The sequence below is a fragment of the Nonomuraea spiralis genome, assembly GCF_014648435.1.
Lineage (GTDB): Bacteria > Actinomycetota > Actinomycetes > Streptosporangiales > Streptosporangiaceae > Nonomuraea > Nonomuraea spiralis.
In genome coordinates, this window is sequence record NZ_BMRC01000011.1 from 84038 (window position 1) to 102242 (window position 18205).

The 18205-nt window shown below is 71.3% G+C and carries 18 protein-coding genes and 1 pseudogene; 14 read left to right on the forward strand and 5 right to left on the reverse strand.

Annotation, left to right across the window (positions count from 1 at the left end; translation table 11 throughout):
* Positions 1–11 precede the first annotated feature (11 nt).
* Positions 12–182 (forward strand): annotated as a pseudogene (locus IEZ27_RS55610) (SEC-C metal-binding domain-containing protein); the annotation flags it as partial.
* 149 nt (positions 183–331) lie between these two features.
* On the opposite strand, the gene IEZ27_RS26845 reads toward IEZ27_RS55610, so the two are convergent.
* The 3 genes from IEZ27_RS26845 to IEZ27_RS26855 form a co-directional block, all read right to left on the reverse strand.
* A complete protein-coding gene (locus IEZ27_RS26845) occupies positions 332–1606 on the reverse strand; it encodes a PTS transporter subunit EIIC (RefSeq protein WP_189649782.1) in 1275 nt (424 codons plus the stop codon).
* 79 nt (positions 1607–1685) lie between these two features.
* On the reverse strand, positions 1686–2999 hold the full coding sequence (locus tag IEZ27_RS26850) for a PTS transporter subunit EIIC (RefSeq protein WP_229824367.1): 1314 nt from the start codon (positions 2997–2999) through the stop codon (positions 1686–1688).
* 82 nt (positions 3000–3081) lie between these two features.
* Positions 3082–3822 carry a GntR family transcriptional regulator gene (locus IEZ27_RS26855; RefSeq protein ID WP_125632342.1) on the reverse strand — a complete coding sequence of 247 codons (741 nt, stop codon included), beginning with the start codon at positions 3820–3822 and terminating at the stop codon, positions 3082–3084.
* A 176-nt stretch (positions 3823–3998) separates the two neighbouring features.
* Between IEZ27_RS26855 and IEZ27_RS26860 the strand changes: the two genes are divergently transcribed.
* The 10 genes from IEZ27_RS26860 to IEZ27_RS26905 all read left to right on the forward strand — a co-directional run bounded on the left by IEZ27_RS26860 (position 3999) and on the right by IEZ27_RS26905 (position 12020).
* On the forward strand, positions 3999–5033 hold the full coding sequence (locus IEZ27_RS26860; RefSeq protein ID WP_189649783.1) for an SIS domain-containing protein: 1035 nt from the start codon (positions 3999–4001) through the stop codon (positions 5031–5033).
* A 51-nt stretch (positions 5034–5084) separates the two neighbouring features.
* Positions 5085–5321 (forward strand): glucose PTS transporter subunit EIIB, encoded by a 237-nt coding sequence (locus tag IEZ27_RS26865; protein WP_125632338.1) that lies wholly within the window; start codon positions 5085–5087, stop codon positions 5319–5321.
* 10 nt (positions 5322–5331) lie between these two features.
* Positions 5332–5778 (forward strand): PTS sugar transporter subunit IIA, encoded by a 447-nt coding sequence (locus tag IEZ27_RS26870; protein ID WP_189649784.1) that lies wholly within the window; start codon positions 5332–5334, stop codon positions 5776–5778.
* Between the two features lie 187 nt (positions 5779–5965).
* Positions 5966–6229 carry an HPr family phosphocarrier protein gene (locus tag IEZ27_RS26875; protein WP_125632334.1) on the forward strand — a complete coding sequence of 88 codons (264 nt, stop codon included), beginning with the start codon at positions 5966–5968 and terminating at the stop codon, positions 6227–6229.
* Positions 6226–7890, forward strand: coding sequence for a phosphoenolpyruvate--protein phosphotransferase (gene ptsP / locus IEZ27_RS26880; protein WP_189649785.1), 1665 nt, complete (start codon positions 6226–6228; stop codon positions 7888–7890). The genes IEZ27_RS26875 and ptsP overlap by 4 nt, the downstream gene beginning before the upstream one ends.
* A 58-nt stretch (positions 7891–7948) precedes the next feature.
* Positions 7949–9256, forward strand: a complete 1308-nt coding sequence (locus tag IEZ27_RS26885; protein WP_189649786.1) for a glycoside hydrolase family 3 protein — start codon at positions 7949–7951, stop codon at positions 9254–9256.
* A gap of 104 nt (positions 9257–9360) precedes the next feature.
* Positions 9361–10008 (forward strand): HAD family hydrolase, encoded by a 648-nt coding sequence (locus tag IEZ27_RS26890; RefSeq protein WP_189649787.1) that lies wholly within the window; start codon positions 9361–9363, stop codon positions 10006–10008.
* A gap of 31 nt (positions 10009–10039) precedes the next feature.
* Positions 10040–10564 (forward strand): DUF6912 family protein, encoded by a 525-nt coding sequence (locus IEZ27_RS26895; protein ID WP_189649788.1) that lies wholly within the window; start codon positions 10040–10042, stop codon positions 10562–10564.
* Positions 10565–10583: 19 nt separating this feature from the next.
* Positions 10584–11210, forward strand: a complete 627-nt coding sequence (locus tag IEZ27_RS26900; protein WP_125632324.1) for an HAD family hydrolase — start codon at positions 10584–10586, stop codon at positions 11208–11210.
* Between the two features lie 102 nt (positions 11211–11312).
* Positions 11313–12020: an HAD family hydrolase gene (locus tag IEZ27_RS26905; RefSeq protein WP_229824368.1), complete on the forward strand. Its 708-nt coding sequence runs from the start codon at positions 11313–11315 to the stop codon at positions 12018–12020.
* 24 nt (positions 12021–12044) lie between these two features.
* Here IEZ27_RS26905 and IEZ27_RS26910 read toward each other — a convergent pair whose 3' ends face one another.
* Positions 12045–13568, reverse strand: coding sequence for a penicillin-binding transpeptidase domain-containing protein (locus tag IEZ27_RS26910; RefSeq protein WP_229824369.1), 1524 nt, complete (start codon positions 13566–13568; stop codon positions 12045–12047).
* Between the two features lie 170 nt (positions 13569–13738).
* On the opposite strand from IEZ27_RS26910, the gene IEZ27_RS26915 reads away from it, so the two are divergent.
* Genes IEZ27_RS26915 through IEZ27_RS26925 form a run of 3 tightly spaced genes read left to right on the forward strand, consistent with a single transcriptional unit; the run spans position 13739 to position 17506 of the window.
* Complete coding sequence (locus tag IEZ27_RS26915) at positions 13739–14668, forward strand: LysR family transcriptional regulator (RefSeq protein WP_189649790.1); 930 nt, start codon at positions 13739–13741, stop codon at positions 14666–14668.
* Positions 14665–15522, forward strand: coding sequence for a serine hydrolase (locus IEZ27_RS26920; protein WP_189649791.1), 858 nt, complete (start codon positions 14665–14667; stop codon positions 15520–15522). Before IEZ27_RS26915 ends, IEZ27_RS26920 begins: the two co-directional genes overlap by 4 nt.
* 58 nt (positions 15523–15580) lie before the next feature.
* Entirely contained in the window at positions 15581–17506 is a 1926-nt protein-coding gene (locus IEZ27_RS26925; protein WP_189649792.1) for an acetoacetate--CoA ligase, read from the forward strand.
* Positions 17507–17533: 27 nt separating this feature from the next.
* On the opposite strand, the gene IEZ27_RS26930 is transcribed toward IEZ27_RS26925, so the two are convergent.
* Complete coding sequence (locus IEZ27_RS26930) at positions 17534–18169, reverse strand: GNAT family N-acetyltransferase (RefSeq protein ID WP_189649793.1); 636 nt, start codon at positions 18167–18169, stop codon at positions 17534–17536.
* Between the last annotated feature and the right edge of the window lie 36 nt (positions 18170–18205).

Genomic DNA, 18205 nt, shown 5'->3' on the forward strand with positions numbered 1-18205 from the left:
AGCGGCCGGCTGAGCTCGAATACTCCGCGCCTGGCGAGCAGGGCGACGTCGAGCACACGCGGGTGCCTACGACGTCGGCCGAGCGGGCCGCGTACGGCAACGTCGAGCGCAACGCGCCCTGCCCGTGCGGGTCGGGCAAGAAGTACAAGCGCTGCCACGGCGACCCGAAGAACGCCGTCTGACACGCTGAGGCGAGATCCGAACGGGCCCCCGTCCCCTGCGAAGGCAGGAGGCGGGGGCTCCGGCGTTACAGGGCCGACGGCGGGCTCGGGGCTCTCCGGTCTCGGCGACCGGTGAGGACCTGGAGCCCCGGGCGGGCCCTTCGGGGCGGTCAGGGGAGTGGGGAGTCGAGGGGTTCGCGGCCGGGGGTGGGGATGTCGAGGCGGCGGATCAGGTACGCGAAGATCACGTAATAGAGCACGAAATAGAACAGGCCGAAGCCGATGATCAGGCCGAGTTCATGAGTGTTGGATTTGCTGGCGTTCAGCAGCATGTCTATGGCTCCGCCGGAGAAGGTGAACCCGAGTCGGGCGCCCAATTCCGCCATCAGGGCCATCGACACACCCGTCAGTACGGCGTGCACCACGAAAAGCACGGGCGCCACGAAAATGAAGGCGAATTCCAGCGGCTCGGTTATCCCGGTGATGAAAGCCGTCAGCCCCGCCGACAACATGATGCCGCCCACGGACTCGCGGCGTTCCGGCGGGGCCGCTCGCCACATGGCGATGGCCGCCCCGAGCAGGCCGAACATCATGACGGGGAAGAAGCCGGTCATGAAGATCCCGGCTCCCTGCTCGCCGGCGAAGTAGCAGTTGAGGTCGCCGGCGGCGTTCCGGGTGGCGCCGTCCACGCCCGCGTGGCACTCCGGCAGGGTGAACCAGACGATGGTGTTGAGGAAGTGGTGCAGGCCCACGGGGATCAGCAGGCGGTTGGCCACGCCGTAGATGCCGGTGCCCGCGGTGCCGTGGGCGGACAGCCAGTCGCCCACGGTGGACAACCAGTCGCCGACCGGCCGCCAGGCCAGCCCGAAGACGACGCCGAGGAGCAGCGCGGCGACCGCGGTGATGATCGGGACCGAGCGGCGTCCGCCGAAGAAGGCCAGCCACGGGGGCGGCTTGAGCCGGTAGAAGCGCTGCCAGAGCAGTGCCGCGGTGATGCCGATGACGATGCCGCCGAGCACGCCCGTGGGGTTCTGGGCGCCCAGGTTGAGCACGGGACCACCGGGGGTGGCGATGACGACCTTGTCGTAGACGGCGCCGTGCCCGGCGTCGAAGAAGAGCGTACGGCTGACGCGGTCGAACACCAGGTAGCCGACCAGGGCGGCGAGGGCCGTGGAGCCGTCGGCCTTGCGCGCGAACCCGATGGCCACGCCGATCGCGAACAGGAGCGGCAGGTTGTCGAACAGGGCGCCGCCGGCCGCGGCCAGGACGCCGGCGACGGGCAGCAGCCAGGGGAACAGGCCGCCGAGGCCGTCCGCGCCGAGCAGGTCGTCCTGGCCGAAGCGGAAGAGCAGACCCGCGGCGGGCAGTACGGCGATGGGCATCATGAGCGAGCGGCCGATGCGCTGCAACACCGCGAACGTCGCCGGCCAGGGCGACGCGCCCATGGTCCCCACCCCCGCTCGATGATCCGTCGGCGGGGGAATGCCAGGTTCCTACCACGGCGTGGACCTGGGAAAACGGGCGCTAGGTCTCGCCGGAGTCGAGGTCGGGCTCGGGTTCGCGGCCCGGCGTCATGATGTTGAACCTGCGGATGAGGAAGGTGAACACGACGTAGTAGACGACGCCGTAGATCACGCCGAGCAGCAGGATGCCCGGCAGGTTCTGGGTGTTGGACTTGCTGACGTTCAGCAGCATGTCGAGCAGGCCGGCGGAGAAGCCGAAGCCGAGTTGCCCGCCGATGAGCGTGGTCAGGGCCATCGCCAGGCCGGTCAGTACGGCGTGCGCGACCAGCAGCGCGGGCGCGACGAAGATGAACGCGAACTCGATCGGCTCGGTGATGCCGGTGACGAACGAGGCCAGCCCGGCCGAGAGCATGATGCCGCCCACCGTGGCCCGCCGGTGCGGGGGCGCGGCCCGCCACATGGCCAGGGCGGCGGCCGGCAGGGCGAACATCATGACGGGGAAGAAGCCGGCCATGAACTGGCCGGAGTGCGGCGCGCCGCCGAAGTAGCAGTTCCAGTCGCCGCCCAGCACGTGGCCGCCCACCTCGCACTGCGGCACGACGTACCAGACGACCGAGTTCACGAAGTGGTGCAGGCCGAGGGGGATGAGCAGGCGGTTGATCAGGCCGTAGATGCCGGTGCCGATGGGACCGAGGGCGGCCAGGGCCTCGCCGGCATGGCGGATCCACTCGCCGAGGACCGGCCAGAGCCAGCCGAACAGCACGCCGAGGAGCAGCGCGACGATGGAGGTGATGATCGGCACGAACCGGCGCCCGCCGAAGAACGCCAGCCACGACGGCAGCTTGATGCGGTGGAAACGCTGCCACAGCAGGGCGGTGACCAGGCCCATCACGATGCCGCCGAGCACCTTGGTGGGGTTCTGCATGCCGTAGTTGATGACCTCTTTGATGCCCTGGTCCTGGACCTGGCGCATGGCCACGGTGTCCCGGATGTCCGAGCCGAAGAACATCACCTTGGTCACCCGGTCGAACACCAGGTAACCGACGACGGCCGCGAGCGCCGTGCTGCCGTCGGCCTTGCGGGCGAAGCCGATGGCCACGCCCACCGCGAACAGCAGCGGCAGGTTCTGGAACAGCGCGTCCCCGGCCGCGGCCAGCACCTCGGCGACCTGGCCCATCCACGTGAACCCGGGCACGTCGGCCAGACCGCCGGGGGCGGGGCCGTTGGAGCCCAGCATGTCGGGCTGGCCGAACCGGAAGAGCAGCGCGGCCGCGGGCAGGGCCGCGATGGGCAACATCAGCGAGCGGCCCAGCCGCTGGAGCACGTTCATCACGCGTGCGAACGGCGAAGGGCGGGCGGCGGTGGTCTCGTTCACCGGTCGTTCCTCCGGGGGGTGGGAGTCGGGCGTCCGCCGGACATGCCCTCGGACGCAGCCGTCCGGGCCCGGCGGAGCGACCCTAGCCCCGTCTAACGGGCATTTCGAGGATGGTCCGCAGCTGATACCGGTCAGCGCGGTAGGTGGACACGCCGAGCTCCGCGCAGACGCCGCCGGAGAAGGACCTGCGCTGGAGCAGCAGCACGGCGCCGCCGCGTGGCAGCTTCAGCAGGTCGGCGTCGCTCGGGTCGGCGATGCCGCCGTCGATGGTGAGCTCGCCGGCGTCCATGACCAGCCCGTAACGGCTCTCCAGTAGCTCGTACAGCGATTTATCCGACAAGTCGTAATCGGCAAGGTCGGGGGCGAGCTTGACCGGGATGTGTGCCCGTTCGATGGACAGCGGCTCGCCGTCGGCCGTACGCAGGCGCTCGATGAAGTGCACTTCCTCGCCCGGCTGGATCCCCACCTCCTTGGCCAGGTGGGCGCTGGCCCGTACGATGCGGCGATCGAGGTCGCGCGAGCCCGGGATCATCCCGCGCGCCCTCATGTCGTCGGTGAACGAGGTGAGCTGCAGCGCCAGCTCGATCTTGGGCCGGGCCACGAACGTGCCCTTGCCCGGTACGCGGTGCAGGCGGCCCTCGGAGACCAGGTGGTCCACGGCCTGCCGTACGGTCATCCTGGACAGGCCGAACCGCTGGCACAGCTCACGCTCGGACGGGATCGCCGCGCCGATGCTGAGCTCGTTGCTGTCAATGAGGTCCAGCAGGATCTCGCGAAGCTGGAAGTACTTGGGCACCGGGCTATCCGGATCGATGTGCGCCACGGATCCTCCCCTCGATCGGCAAAGAAGAAATCTGTGTCTGGTGGTGCGGCAGTCTATGGGCAGATTTCTTGTTTGATGGCCATGGGCTATGGTTCGTACTGGTCTAGTCCGGACTAGACCACATGTCGCGAAAGACGGTCAAGTCCGAACCGTATGAATCGAGGGATGAGCTCAGGATGACCACCAAGATGCGCAGTGAGATCGCCGAGCAGCCGGAAGCGCTGCGGGCCACGCTCGACGCCCTGCTCCCCAGGGTCGGCGAGGTGAAGGCGGTGGGTGAGCAGACTCGCCAGCTGCTGTTCATCGCGCGTGGAACCTCCGACAACGCCGCAGTCTACGGCCGCTACCTGGTCGAGTCCCACGCGGGACGGATGGGCGCGCTGGCGGCGCCGTCCATCGCGACGACCTACAAGCGCAAGATCGACCTGGACGGCGTGCTGGCCGTCGCGATCTCGCAGTCGGGCCGTACCGAGGAGATCGTCGAGACGCTGGCCTGGGCCAAGGACTGCGGCGCGAAGACGGTCGGCATCACCAACGGCGGCGAGGACAGCCCGCTCGCCCAGGCCGCCGACGTCGCGCTGTGCACGCTGGCCGGCGAGGAGAAGGCCGTACCGGCGACGAAGACGTACACCACGCAGCTCGCCGCGCTGGCCGTGCTCGCGCTGGGCCTGGGCGCCGACGTGGACGCCGGGGACCTGCGGCGGGTGCCCGAGGCGGTCGAGAAGCTGATCGCCGAGCCGGGCGACCTGGACGCGGTCGTCGAAGGGCTGCTGGACAAGCCGGGCGTGGTCGTGTCGGGCCGCGGGCTCGCCTTCTCCACGGCTCTGGAGACCGCGCTCAAGCTCAAGGAGGCCTGCTACCTGCACGCCATGGGCCTGTCCTACGCCGACCTGCTGCACGGCCCGATCGCCGTGGTCGACGCCGAGACCCCGGCGCTGCTGGTGGCCTCGGAGAACAGCCCCACGCTGTCCGGCACGGTGGCCCTGGCCGAGCGGGTCGTGGCGGCGGGCGCGGCGGCGTACACGATCGGCGGCGGCGACGCGCTGGCACAGGCCGGCACGGCCGCGCTCAACGGTCCCGAACTGCCCGAGTGGGTGGCGCCGATGGGTCTGATCATCCCCGGTCAGCTCCTCACCGAGGCGCTGGCCAGGCGCCTCGGCATCAACCCCGACTCGCCGCGCGGACTCAACAAGGTCACGCAGACGGACTGAGCGAGGCGCCTCGTTTAGCCTGGTCAAGGAGTTGGAACGAGGGAGGACCGGATGGCTGCGGATGTGAATGCGATCATCGCCGGTCTCGGCGGTGCCGACAACATCATCGAGATCGAGCCCTGCATCACCCGGTTGCGCACCGAGGTGCACGACGCGTCCAAGGTCGACCAGGCCGCCCTCCGGGCGGCGGGCGCGCACGGCGTGATGGCCGCGGGCAACGTGGTCCAGGTCGTCGTGGGGCCAGAGGCGGACACGATCGCCAGCGACATCGAGGACATCATCGGCTAAGGGCGAGACCATGACGACTGTTCTCGCCCCGGTCGAGGGGGCGGCTGTGGGGTTGGCCGCCGTGCCCGATCCGGTCTTCTCCGCGGGCATGGTGGGTCCGGGAACGGCGATCGACCCGCTGCGGGGCCCGGGCAAGGCGGTGGCCCCCATAGCGGGAAAAATCATGAAACTGCATCCGCATGCCTACGTCATCGTGGGGGACGACGGCAGGGGCGTGCTGGTGCACCTGGGCATCGACACGGTCCAGCTCAAGGGGGAGGGCTTCCAGCTGCTGGCGGCCGAGGGGGACAGGGTGAGCGCCGGGCAGCCGGTCGTGGCGTGGGACCCGTCGGCCGTCGAGGCGGGCGGACGGTCCCCCGTCTGCCCGGTCGTGGCCCTGGACGCCCCCTCGGAGTCCGTGACGGGGATCGTCCAGGGGACGGTGCACGCCGGGGACGAGCTCTTCACATGGGACTAGCCGCCACTCCGCCCGAAACCGGTGCCCGTGCGGTCGTATCTGGAGAAGACGTCACAATAGGCAAGCCTGACCCCGCGGGCTTCCTGCCCGCCGGCCGGCCCCACGGTCGCCGACCCGACCGCGAGCGGCCGTACGCCATTCACGTAAGGGTCCAGCTGGTCTGGACCGGGTAGAGAAGGAGAGGCTCATGGGTGAGCGCAAGGTCACGGTCGCGGCGGAGGTGGGTCTGCACGCCCGTCCCGCGGCGACGTTCGTCAAACGGGCCCAGCTGGCCCCGATGGACATCAGCGTGGCCAAGGCCAGCGGCGGAGGGACGCCGGTCAACGGCAAGAGCATCCTCGCCATCATGGCGCTCGACGTCCGGCAGGGCGAGACCGTCGTGATCAGCGCGGAGGGTGACGGCTCCGAGGAGATCCTGGACGAACTGGCCACGATCGCCGGAGCGCCATGAATCTGCGGGGGGTGGGGGTCAGCCCGGGCATCGGGCACGGCCCCGCGTACGTCCTGACCGTCTCCGTGCCCGAACCCCCCGAGGGCAGCACCTACACCGGTGAGGCGGAGCAGGAGAAGGAGCGGGCGAGCGCCGCCCTCTCACAGGTCGCGGGTGATCTTGAGGCCCGCGGCAACCAGGCGGGCGGCGAGGCCGAGGAGATCCTCAAGGCCCAGGCGCTGATGGCCGAGGACCCCGGGCTGGTCGTCAAGGTCCGGACCCTCATCGACCGGGGCCTCGCCGCTCCCCGGGCGGTGTTCGAGGCGTTCACGAAGTACCGGGACGTGCTCACCGGGGCCGGCGGCTACCTGGGCGAGCGGGCCGCCGACCTCGACGACATCAGGGACCGGGTGATCGCCCTGCTCACCGGTCATCCGCTGCCGGGGCTGCCGGTCGCTCCCGAGGAGCCGTACGTGCTGGTCGCGGCCGATCTGGCGCCCGCCGACACGGCGTTGTTGTCCCGGCGGGACGTGGCCGGGTTCGTCACCGAGCAGGGCGGGCCCACCAGCCACACCGCGATCATGGCCAGGGCGATGGGCGTGCCCGCCGTGGTCGCCTGCCCCGGCGCGACCGGCATCCCCGGCGGCGTCCGGGTGCTGGTGGACGGCACCACGGGCGAGGTGAGCCTGGAGCCGTCCGACGACCACGTGGCCGAGGCGCGCGACGCGGCGGCGGCCAAGCGGGCGGCGATCGGCGCGGTCAAGGGGCCGGGCCGGACCGCCGACGGGCACGCCGTGCCGCTGCTGGCCAACGTCGCGGGCCCGGACGAGCTGGCGGAGGCGATGGCCGCCGGGGCGGAGGGCGTCGGGCTGTACCGGACCGAGTTCCTCTTCCTGGACCGGGCCGAGGCCCCGGCCGCCGAGGAGCAGCGGCGGGCCTACCGCGCGGCGCTGGAGGCCGTACCGGGCGGCACGGTGGTCGTGCGCACGCTGGACGCGGGCGCCGACAAGCCGCTGCGGTTCCTGCCGGCCCCCGCCGAGCCGAACCCGGCGCTGGGGGAGCGCGGCCTGCGCCTGTTCAGGCGGTTCCCCGAGGTGATGGACGCGCAGTTGCGCGCGCTGGCGGACGCGGCGGAGGGCGCGCCGGCCGAGCTGCTGGTGATGGCGCCCATGGTGGCCACGGCCGAGGAGGCCAGGTGGTTCGCCGACGCCTGCCGGGCGCGCGGGTTGTCCAAGGTCGGCGTCATGATCGAGGTCCCGTCGGCGGCGCTGCGGGCCGGGCAGCTCGCCGGGGTGGTGGACTTCTTCTCGCTCGGCACCAACGACCTGGCCCAGTACACCTTCGCCGCCGACCGCCAGCTCGGCACGGTGAGCGGGCTCCAGGACCCGTGGCAGCCCGCGCTGCTCGACCTGGTCGCCATGTCCTGCGGACACGGCAAGCCGGTGGGCGTCTGCGGTGAGGCGGCCGCCGATCCGGCTCTGGCGTGCGTGCTGGTCGGGCTCGGGGCGACCACGTTGTCGATGGGCGCGGGGGCGCTGGGCGCCGTACGGGCCGCGCTGGCCGCGCACACGCTGGAGCAGTGCAGGCTGGCGGCGCGCAACGCGCGGGCACAGGTCACGGCGGCGAACGCCCGCGCGGTGGCGCGCACCCACCTGCCCGGGCTCGCGGCACTGGGGGTGTGAACGGCCGTTTCCGGGTCGTGCGGCTCGTCCGCGCCGTGGCATCGATACCGTGGAAGGCATGTTCAGAAGGATCGGCACGGCAGGGCTCCTGGTGTTGGCGCTGACCGCGTGCGGCGGCGGCGGTGGCGCCCCGGCGAGCGCGGCCCCGACGGGCGCGACCCCGGAGGGCACGAAGGACACCTCCTCCGCGAGCACGACACCACAGAGCCCGCCGCAGGCCGGGGCCGACCCGGTCCTGCGGGCCGTGGAGCGGCTGACCCTGGAGGAGAAGGTCGGCCAGCTCTTCATGCCCGTCCTGTACGGCACCGCCGCCGACACCGTCTCCGGCGAGAACCAGGCCCGCTACGGCGCCCAGACCCCGGCCAAGGTGATCGCCCGCTTCCACCTGGGCGGCGTGATCCTCTTCCCGGCGAACGTGAAGTCCACCGCCCAGGTCGTCAAGCTCACCAACGGCCTTCAGGAGGCGTCGAAGAAGGTCCCGCTGCTGGTCGGCACCGACCAGGAGAACGGCCTGGTCTCCCGCATGTCCGCGCTGATGACCGACTTCCCCGGCGCGGCCGAGATCGGCGCCACCAAGGACCCGGCGATGTCCAGGGCGGTGGCCAGGGCGACGGGCGAGGAGCTGCGGGTGCTCGGGGTCAACCTCGACTTCGCCCCCGTCGCCGACGTCAACGTGAACCCGCGCAACCCGGTCATCGGCCGGCGGGCCTACGGCAACGACCCGACCGCGGTGGCGAAGATGGTCGCGGCGGCGGTCAAGGGCTTCGGCGACGCCAAGGTGGCGGCCACGGCCAAACATTTCCCGGGCCATGGCGACACCTCCGTCGACAGCCACACGGGCCTGCCGGTGATCAAGCACACCAGGGCCCAGTGGGAGCGGATCGACGCGCCGCCGTTCAAGGCGGCCATCGGCGCCGGGGTCGACGCCGTGATGAGCGCCCACATCGTCTTCCCCAAGCTCGACCCATCGGGTGACCCGGCGACGCTGTCCAAGCCCATCCTCACCGGCCTGCTGCGGCAGAAGCTCGGCTTCAAGGGCGTGATCTCCACCGACGCGCTCAACATGGAGGGCGTGCGCAAGAAGTACGGCGACGGCGAGGTGGCGGTGCGCGCGGTGCTGGCCGGGGCCGACCTGCTGCTCATGCCGTACGACCTGGGCAAGGCGTACCAGGCGGTGCTGGGGGCGGTGAAGTCGGGGCGCATCTCCGAGGACCGCCTCGACCAGTCGGTCACCCGGCTGCTCAGGCTCAAGCAGAAGAGGGGGCTGCTGACCGAGGCGCCGGTCGCGTCGGCGGAGGAGGCGGCCGGCGTGCTGCGTTCGCCGGAGCACCGCAGGCTGGCGGCCAAGGTGCGCGCCGCGGGGTAGCGCCGTTCGGTCGCGGGGGCTTCCGGGGACCGTACGCGGGAGTCGAATCCGGGCGTTCTATCCTAGAACCGGATTCGCGCGAGGAGGCGGTCGTGGTTGCCGGGATGCTCATCGATTGGGGCGGCGTGCTCACGACCAGCCTGACCGACTCCATCGCCCGGTGGATCGCGGCCGACAGGATCGACGCCGGGCACTACCGTTCGGTGATGCGCGACCTGATCGACCACGCCTACCAGGGCGGTGCCCAGGACGGCGAGGGACAGAACGTCGTGCACGCGCTCGAACGCGGCGAGCTCGACGGCCCGGCCTTCGAACGCGACCTGGCCGCCCGGCTGCTCACCGTGGACGGTGTGCCGCCGGTCGCCGAAGGGCTGCTGACCCGGATGTTCGCCGGTTTCGAACGGGTCGACGCCATGTACGACATGCTCCGCGACGTACGAAAAAATGGTGTCAAAACCTGTCTGCTCTCCAATTCCTGGTCGAACACCTACCCTCGCCATGAATGGGACGGACTCTTCGACGCGGTCGTGATCTCCGGCGAGGTCGGCATGCGCAAGCCCGAGGAGCGCATCTTCCGCCACGCCCTCGACCAGGTCGGGCTGCCCGGCGAGCAGTGTGTGTTCATCGACGACGTCGAGGCCAACATCCGGGCCGCCCGCGCGCTCGGGATCACCGGCATCCACCACCGTGACGCCGACACGACCCTCGCAGAGCTGGAGTCCCTCCTCCGGCTCACGCTGCGACGGGCATGATGGTGCCCTTGCGATTTCGGAAAGGTTCGTGATGCGCGTCTATCTGCCGTGCACCCTCCCGGCCCTCGCCCGCGCGGTCGAGGCGGGGGAACTGGGCCCGGCCCCCTTGACCGGCTACGCGGTGACCCCCGCGCTGACCGAGTGGTACGCCTCGGGCGACACCGAGGAACTGGAGTACGTGGCGCTCACCGAGGCGGCCCGCGCCTCGCTGCGCATGCTGGCCGCCGACCGCGCCGACGGCGTGGCCGCCGCGCCCCGGCGGGTGGTGGTCGCCGCCGAGGTGCCGGACGGCTCGGCCTCGTCCGGCGCCGACCTGGAGGAACGGGCCCGGGTACGCCTCGGCGCGGCCGTCCCGATGGGCAAGGTGGCCGCCGTGCACATCGACGACCACTACGCCGCCGCCGACATCGAGGCCGCCGTCGGCGCGCTGCCCGCCTCCGACGACGGCGACGACGACGCCAGGTTCACGGTCGACGGCGCGGAGGCCCACGAGCTCATGTGGTACGCGACCCAGGAGATCCCTGACCTGCTGCGCTCTCAGGATGGTCAGACCTGACGAATATGCTGGTTGTGACATGACAAAGCACATCATCTGGGACTGGAACGGGACGCTCTTTCACGACATCGACGCTGTCGTGGGAGCCACCAACGCCGTCTTCAAGCCGTACGCGCTGCCCGAGCTCAACGCCGACGGGTTCCGCGCGGTCTACACCCGTCCCATCTGGGTCGCCTACGAGCGCCTGCTCGGCCGGCCGCTGGCCGAGGGCGAGTGGGAGCTGCTGGACGACGGGTTCCACGAGCACTACTTCAGGCTGAGCGTGGCCTGCGGGCTGGCCCCCGACGCCGAGGTCGTCCTCGGCGGCTGGGCCGGCACACAGTCGCTGTGCTCGATGGCGCCGCACGCCCACCTGGTGCCGGTCGTCGAGTCCTTCGGCATCACCCGGCACTTCACCCGGGTCGACGGGCTCATCGGCAGCACCGGAGGCGAGAAGGCCGCCCACATGACCGCGCACATCCAGGCCCTCGACGTCGATCCCGGCGAGGTCCTGGTGATCGGCGACAGCGTCGACGACGGGCTCGCGGCCCGGCACGTGGGCGCGCGGGCGGTGCTCTACACCGGCGGCATGACCACGCGGGCCGAGCTGGAGGGCACGGGCCTGCCCGTGGTGGACACGCTCGCCCAGGCCATGCGGTACGCCTGAGCCCCGGAGGGCATGCCGAATCCGCCCGTAAGGGGAGCACCCGGACGGGCGGCGGCCGTACGCTTGCCGGGAACCCCTCAGGAGGTCGCCATCAACCGCCTTGTGCTCTGGAACGTCGATCTCACACTGGTCGACGTCGCCATCGTGACCCGGGACGCCTACGCCGAGGCGTTCCGTGCCGTGACCGGCCGGCCGCTGGTCAAGCTCGTGCCGCCGCTCGGCCGTCCCGACTCCGAGATCGTCTTCGAGACGCTGGCCGTCAACGGGATCCAGGCCGAGGACGACCACCTGCCCAGGTTCCTGGCCGCCCTGGCCGTCGCCTTCACCGACCGGCGCGGCCGGCTGGCCAAGGAGGGCCGGCTGATGCCGGGGGCCAAGGACGCGCTGAAGTCGGTGGGCCGGCTCGACGGCGTCGTGCAGTCGGTGCTGACCGGCACGATCAAGGGCAACGCCGTCCACAAGCTCAAGGCGTTCGGGCTGGACCGGTACGTCGACTTCGAGCTCGGCGGCTATGGCGAGGAGGTCTACCCCAAGGCGACGTTGTTGCAGGTCGCGCAGGGGAGGGCCAAGCAGCGGCTGGGTACGCCGTTCACGGCGGCCAACACGGTGGTGATCGGCGACTCCACGCGGGACGTGCAGGCGGCCAGGATCGGCGGGGCCGCCGTCATCGGGGTCGCCTCGGGGCGTTCGACGGCGGCGGAGCTCCGGGAGGCGGGCGCCGACCTGGTGCTGCCCGACCTGTCCGACGCCTCCGAGGTGGTGGCCGCGGTGGCCGGCCTGACATCCCCGGCGGACCGCAAGGCCGGCTGACCCGCCTCCCGCGGGCCCCCGTCATCAGGGCAGGGCGTTGAGGAAGCGGGCGGCGATGGGGGCCGCCACGGCCGAACCGGCGCCGCCGCCCTCCACGATCACCGCGAACGCCACATCGCCCTTGTAGCCGATGAACCACGAGTGCGCGGGCGGCTCCTTGCCCGAGCCGTACTCGGCCGTTCCGGTCTTGCCGGCGGTGCCCGGGGGGAAGGGCGCGGCCTTGGCGGTGCCGTCCGTGACGACGGCGGGCATGAGCTTGCGCAGGGCGGAGACCACGCCGCGCTCCAGCGGGCGCGGACGGACGTCGGCAGCCATGTTCTTGGCGACGATCCGCGGCGGGATCCAGGCGCCCGAGGCGATGGCGGCGGCGACGGAGGCCATGTTGAGCGGGCTGGCCAGCACCCTGCCCTGGCCGATGGAGGCCGAGGCGAGGTCGGTGTCGTCCTTGGGGTCGGGGAACTCGGCGCGTACGGCCGGCACACCCGGCTTGATCGGGGTGTCGAAGCCGAAGCTCCTGGCCACCTGGGCGAGCCTGCCGCCGTTCAGCTCGGCCACGCTCATCTCGCCGAACGTGGTGTTGCACGAGTGCGCGAACGCGTCCTGGAAGGACAGCGTGCCGTAGTCCTTGAAGCCCGCGTTGTGGAAGGGGAAGCCGCCGATGTTCTTCTCGGCCGGGCAGGTGACCGTCCTGGCCGGCTCGACGCCGTCCGCGACCAGCGCCGAGGCCGTGACGACCTTGAACGTCGAGCCGGGCGGGTACTTGCCGAGCAGCGCCCGGTTGAAGCCGCCGGGCTTGTTGACCACGGCCAGGATCTCGGCGGTCGAGGCGCGCAGCGCCACCAGCGAGGCCGGCTTGGTGACGTCGTCGAGGGCCTTGGCCCCGGCCGCGTGCACCCTCAGGTCGATCGTGGTGGGGAACGGCTTGGTCCCGATCGGCTTGGCCAGCGTCTCGACCAGTTCGTCGCCCTTGTAGAGGCCGATGATCGAGTCGCCGCCACCGTCGAAGCGGTCGGGGTTGCTCTGCTTGATGCCCTCGACCAGCTGCTGCACCGAGCCGGGGGCGTCCGGGCCGCCGATCTCGGTGCCGTCGGCGGCCAGGACGCTGGGCGAGTCGCGCTTCTGGGCGACCAGGCGCAGCGAGAGGCCCTTCTTGAGCTTGGGGTGAATGACGGCCGGGGTCCAGGCGACCTTCCACGCGCCGTCCTGTTCGACCAGCTTGAACCGGCTCTGGTACTCCCAGTCCCGCCGGCCCTTCAGCTTGGCGCTGAAGTCCATGTAGCCCTTGTCGTCCGGGCCGCTGTCGGTGAAGACGCCGCCCTGGCGGGGGCGCTGGTAGGTCGCCCGCTCGGCCTTGAGGTCGGTGAGGAATCGCCGGTGCCAGGTCTCGAAGTCGGCGGGCGGGTCGGCGACGAGCTCCCGCATCTTCGCGTAGTTCTGGTCGGACCAGGCCGTGAGGTACTCGTCGGTCGTCTGCTCGGGTGAGCCCTTCGTGCGCAACAGCCAGATCGTGGCTCCCGCCGCGACGATCAGCACGACAAGGATGACCATGACCAGCGGCCACCTGCGCCGACGTCGGCGGCGTGGTTGCTCCGGCCGAAGTCGCCCGTACAGTTCCCCCGTTTGTGATGCCATGGCCTGAGGACACCAGAGACGGAGGAGCCTCGTCCAATATTGATATGGGCGCTACAAAGATATAAATCTGGATATAGTGGCTGGTCATGGACTTGGTCCGGCATCTCCGTTACTTCGTCGTCGTGGCGGAGGAACTGCACTTCGGGAACGCCGCGATCCGCCTCGGCATGGCCCAGCCGCCGCTCAGCCAGCGGATCAAGCGCCTGGAGGAGGAGCTCGGCGTGCGGCTCTTCGACCGTTCCGCCCGCCAGGTACGCCTGACCGAGGCCGGACGGCTGCTGCTAGGCGAGGCCCGCGAGATCGTGACCAGGGTGGAACGGCTGCGCGAGCTGGCCCGCCACGGCGAGGGCGGCCTGCTCAGGATCGGCGTCCCACCCGACCTGGCGGCCTCCGTGATCGCCGCGCTGGTCGCCGGCTTCCGCGGGACCAACCCGGACGTACGGCTCGTCCCCGCCGAGAACTGGACCGCCGACCAGGTGACCGCGCTGGCCGAGGGCACGATCGACGTCGGGCTGGTCCGCCACCCCGTCTCGGCGCCCGGCCTGGAGTTCGGCCAGATGCTCGTACAGCCCCAGGGTGTGCTGCTCGCCGAGGACGACCCGCTGGCCGGAGCCGGTGAGGTGCACCTGGCCGACCTGGCCGGGCGCGAGCTGCTGATGCCGCCCAAGGAGGGCGAGCCGGGCTGGCACGCCGAGACCTTGGCCGAGTGCCGCCGGCACGGCTATGTCCCCGGCCAGGTGCATCAGGGCGCCGGGCTCGGCCTGGTGCTCGCGGGCCAGGCGGTGGCGTTCGGGCCGCGGGCGGACATCCCTGGGCTGGCATGGCGGCCGCTGCTAGGCTCGCCGATCGCGTGCCGGCTCTCCACCGCCTGGCGCGCGGTGGCAGGCCAGAGGAAGGACTGGGTCGCCGAGTTCTCGGCCGTTGCCGTACGGACGTTGAAGGAGAGCGCCGGGATGAGCGAGGAGGGCGTCGCGCCCGCGCGGCGGATCAGCGTGAGGCCGGGGATGGTGGCATGAGCGGCCCCGACTTCGCGACGCTGTTCCGCATGGCCGGCGTGACGGGCTGGCTGCACGTCCGCGACGTCGACACGGGCCGGGAGGCCGGGCTCGGCGCCGACGTGCCGGTGCCCCTGGCGTCGGTGTACAAGCTGCCGCTGCTGGTCGAGTTCTGCCGGCAGGCCGACGCCGGGCGGCTCGACCCCACCACCCCGACGACCGTGACGCCCGAACAGCGGGTCGCCGGGCCGACGGGCCTGTCGGCCATGCTCGACGAGGTGACGATGTCGCTGCGCGACCTGGCGTACCTGATGATGACGGTGAGCGACAACACCGCCGCCGACGTGCTGCTCGACCGGGTGGGCATGGACGACGTCAACACCATGCTGGACGCCTTCGGCCTCACCGGCACGCGCGTGCTGCAGAGCGGCCGGGCCATGTACGAGGCCATGGAGCTGGACACCGGGCACGGGTGGCCGTACCTGGATTCCGAGGACATCTCCCGTATGCGGGTGCTCGACCCGGCGCGGACCAACCGCAGCACACCGCGCGAGATGACCCGCCTGCTCGCCATGATCTGGCGGGACGAGGCCGCCTCGCCCGCGTCGTGCGCCTGGATGCGCGCCGTGCTCAAGATGCAGGTGTGGCCCCACCGGTTGGCCTCGGGCTTCCCGTACGACGACGTCGAGGTCGGCGGCAAGACCGGCTCGCTGCCGACCCTGCGCAACGAGGTGGGCCTGGTCGAGTACCCCGACGGCGGCCGGTACGCGGTGGCGGTCTTCACCCGCTCGTTCGGCACCGCGGTCATCCAGCCGCGCGCCGACGCGGTGATCGGCACGGTCGCGCGTATGGCGGTGGACCACCTACGGAGGTAGCAAGTTATGTGGGAGGTCAGGTATGACTTTCCGCCGACCGGGCGACAGGATGGGGCACATGGTTGCTGAAGGTGCGCTTCTCTGGGAGCCGACCGAGGAGGTCGTGTCCGCCGCAAAGCTGACCCGCTACCTGGAGTGGCTGGGACGGTCCGGCGCGGGCTACGAGGAGGTGTGGCGGTGGTCCGTCGACCGTCCTGAGGAGTTCTGGACGTCGATCTGGGACTACTTCGAGGTGGTCGGGGAACGCGGGGACGGTCCCGTGTTGTCGGGGGAGATGCCCGACGCGACCTGGTTCGCGGGCGCCTCGGTCAACTACGCCGAGAACGCGCTGCGCCGTACCGAGGGGACGGCCCTCGTCTTCGTCTCCGAGGACGGCACCCGCCAGGAGCTGTCCTGCGCCGAACTGCGCGACGAGGTGGCCCGGGTCCGCGCCGGCCTGGTCAGGCTGGGCGTCACCAGGGGCGACCGGGTGGCCGGCTACCTGCCGAACATCCCGCAGGCCCTGATCGCCTTCCTCGCCACCGCCTCGCTCGGCGCGATCTGGTCGGCCGGCTCGCCCGACTTCGGGGTGCCGAGCATCGTCGACCGCTTCCGCCAGATCGAGCCCAAGGTGCTCATCGCGGTCGACGGCTACCACTACAACGGCAAGACCTACGACCGTACCGGCGAGGTGGGCGAGATCGCCGCCGAGCTGCCCACGCTGCGCGCCACCGTCTGGATCTCCTCCCTGGCCGCCGTGCACCCCCGCCAGGTCCCGCACGGCGAGGCGCTGGGCTGGGAGGAGCTGCGGGCCGAGGAAGGGCCGCTGGAGTTCGAACGGGTGCCGTTCGGCCACCCGCTGTGGATCCTCTACTCCAGCGGCACGACCGGGCTGCCCAAGCCGATCGTGCACGGGCACGGCGGCGTGCTGCTCGAACACCTCAAGTCGCTCTCCTTCCACCAGGACCTGGGCGAGGGCGATGTGTTCTTCTGGTACACCACCACGGGCTGGATGATGTGGAACTACCTCATCGGCGCCCTGCTGGTGGGGGCCACGCCGGTGCTCTACGACGGCTCGGCCACACATCCCTCGCCCGCCGCGCTCTGGCGCATCGCCGACACCGAGCGGGTGACGTACTTCGGGGTGGGGGCGCCGTACATCATGGCCTCGCTGAAGGCCGGGCTGCATCCCACCGGGCTTGAGCGGCTGCGCGGCATCGGCTCGACGGGGTCGCCGCTGCCGCCCGAGGGCTTCGCCTGGATCGCCGCCGAGCTGCCCGGGACGCCGATCGGGTCGTTCTCCGGCGGCACCGACGTCTGCACCGGGTTCGTCGGGGCCACCATGTCGCACCCGATCAGGGCGGGGATCATCCCGTGCCGGTCGCTGGGGGCGAAGGTGGAGTCGTACGACCCCAAGGGCGAGCCGGTGGTCGGCGAGGTGGGCGAGCTGGTGCTGACCCGGCCGATGCCCTCGATGCCGGTGATGTTCTGGAACGACCCCGGCGGGCGGCGCTACTTCGAGAGCTACTTCGACGTCTACCCGGGCGTGTGGCGGCACGGCGACTGGATCAAGATCGAAGAGGACGGGAGCTGCGTCATCTACGGCCGCTCCGACTCCACGCTCAACCGCGGCGGCGTGCGCATGGGCACCAGCGAGTTCTACCGGGTCGTGGAGCGGTTCGACGAGATCGCCGACAGCCTCGTGATCGACACCGGCCAGCTCGGCCAGGAGGGCCGCCTGCTGCTGTACGTCACCCTCGCCGAGGGCGCCGAGTACGGCGAGCCGCTCGAACGGGCGTTGTGCGCGGCCCTCCGCCAGGAGCTGTCACCCCGGCACGTGCCGAACGAGATCCGCGTCGTGCCCGGCATCCCCCGGACGCTGTCCGGGAAGAAGCTGGAGGTGCCCGTACGCAAGATCCTGCTCGGCACGCCCGTCGAGGAGGCCGCCAACCTCGACGCCATGGCCAACCCGGAGGTGTTGCGGCACTTCACGCCGCCCGCCTGAGCGCGCGGGGCTCTGGGGCGACCGGCCTCAGGGCTCCAGGCCGAACAGCGGCAGGCAGCCGGCCAGGTTGCGGATCTCGATGTCGGGTGACGGCGACCAGTCCTCGCGGGCCAGGCGGAAACGCTGGGTGACGACCGGCTCGCCCTTGCGCGCGTGCGTGGTCGTGCCGTCCTCGCGGTAGCCGAGCTTCCTGGTCACCGCGAGCGAGGCGTGGTTGTCCTCGAACGCCTCCGTCACCGCGTGGCGCGCGCCGAGCCCGGCGAAGGCGAAATGCAGGACGGCCCGGCGCATCTCCGTGCCGATGCCCTGGCCGTGGAAGCGCCGGCCCAGCCAGGAGCCCGTCTTGACCTCGCGGGTGACGGGAAAGCTCGTGGCCGTGATGCCCTGGGTGCCGACGACCTGGCCCTCGTGCACGGCGACCAGCTCCAGCGACCAGTCGTCGGCGGTGAACCCGCCCCAGCTCCGGAAGTGGTACTGCACCGTACGCCGGGCCCGCTCCTCCGGGGACGCCTCGGACCATGGGAACAGGAACGGCATGTAATCCGGCTCGTGGACGCCCTCGGCCGCCCGGTCCGCCAGTTCGTCGAGGTCGTCGAGGGTGGGGTGCCGCAGTTCCAGTCGCGGCGTGGTGATGGAGAGCTCAAAGAGCGGCCAGTTACGCATATCTCCGCATACTTCCAGCCTTACGTCCGCCCCTGC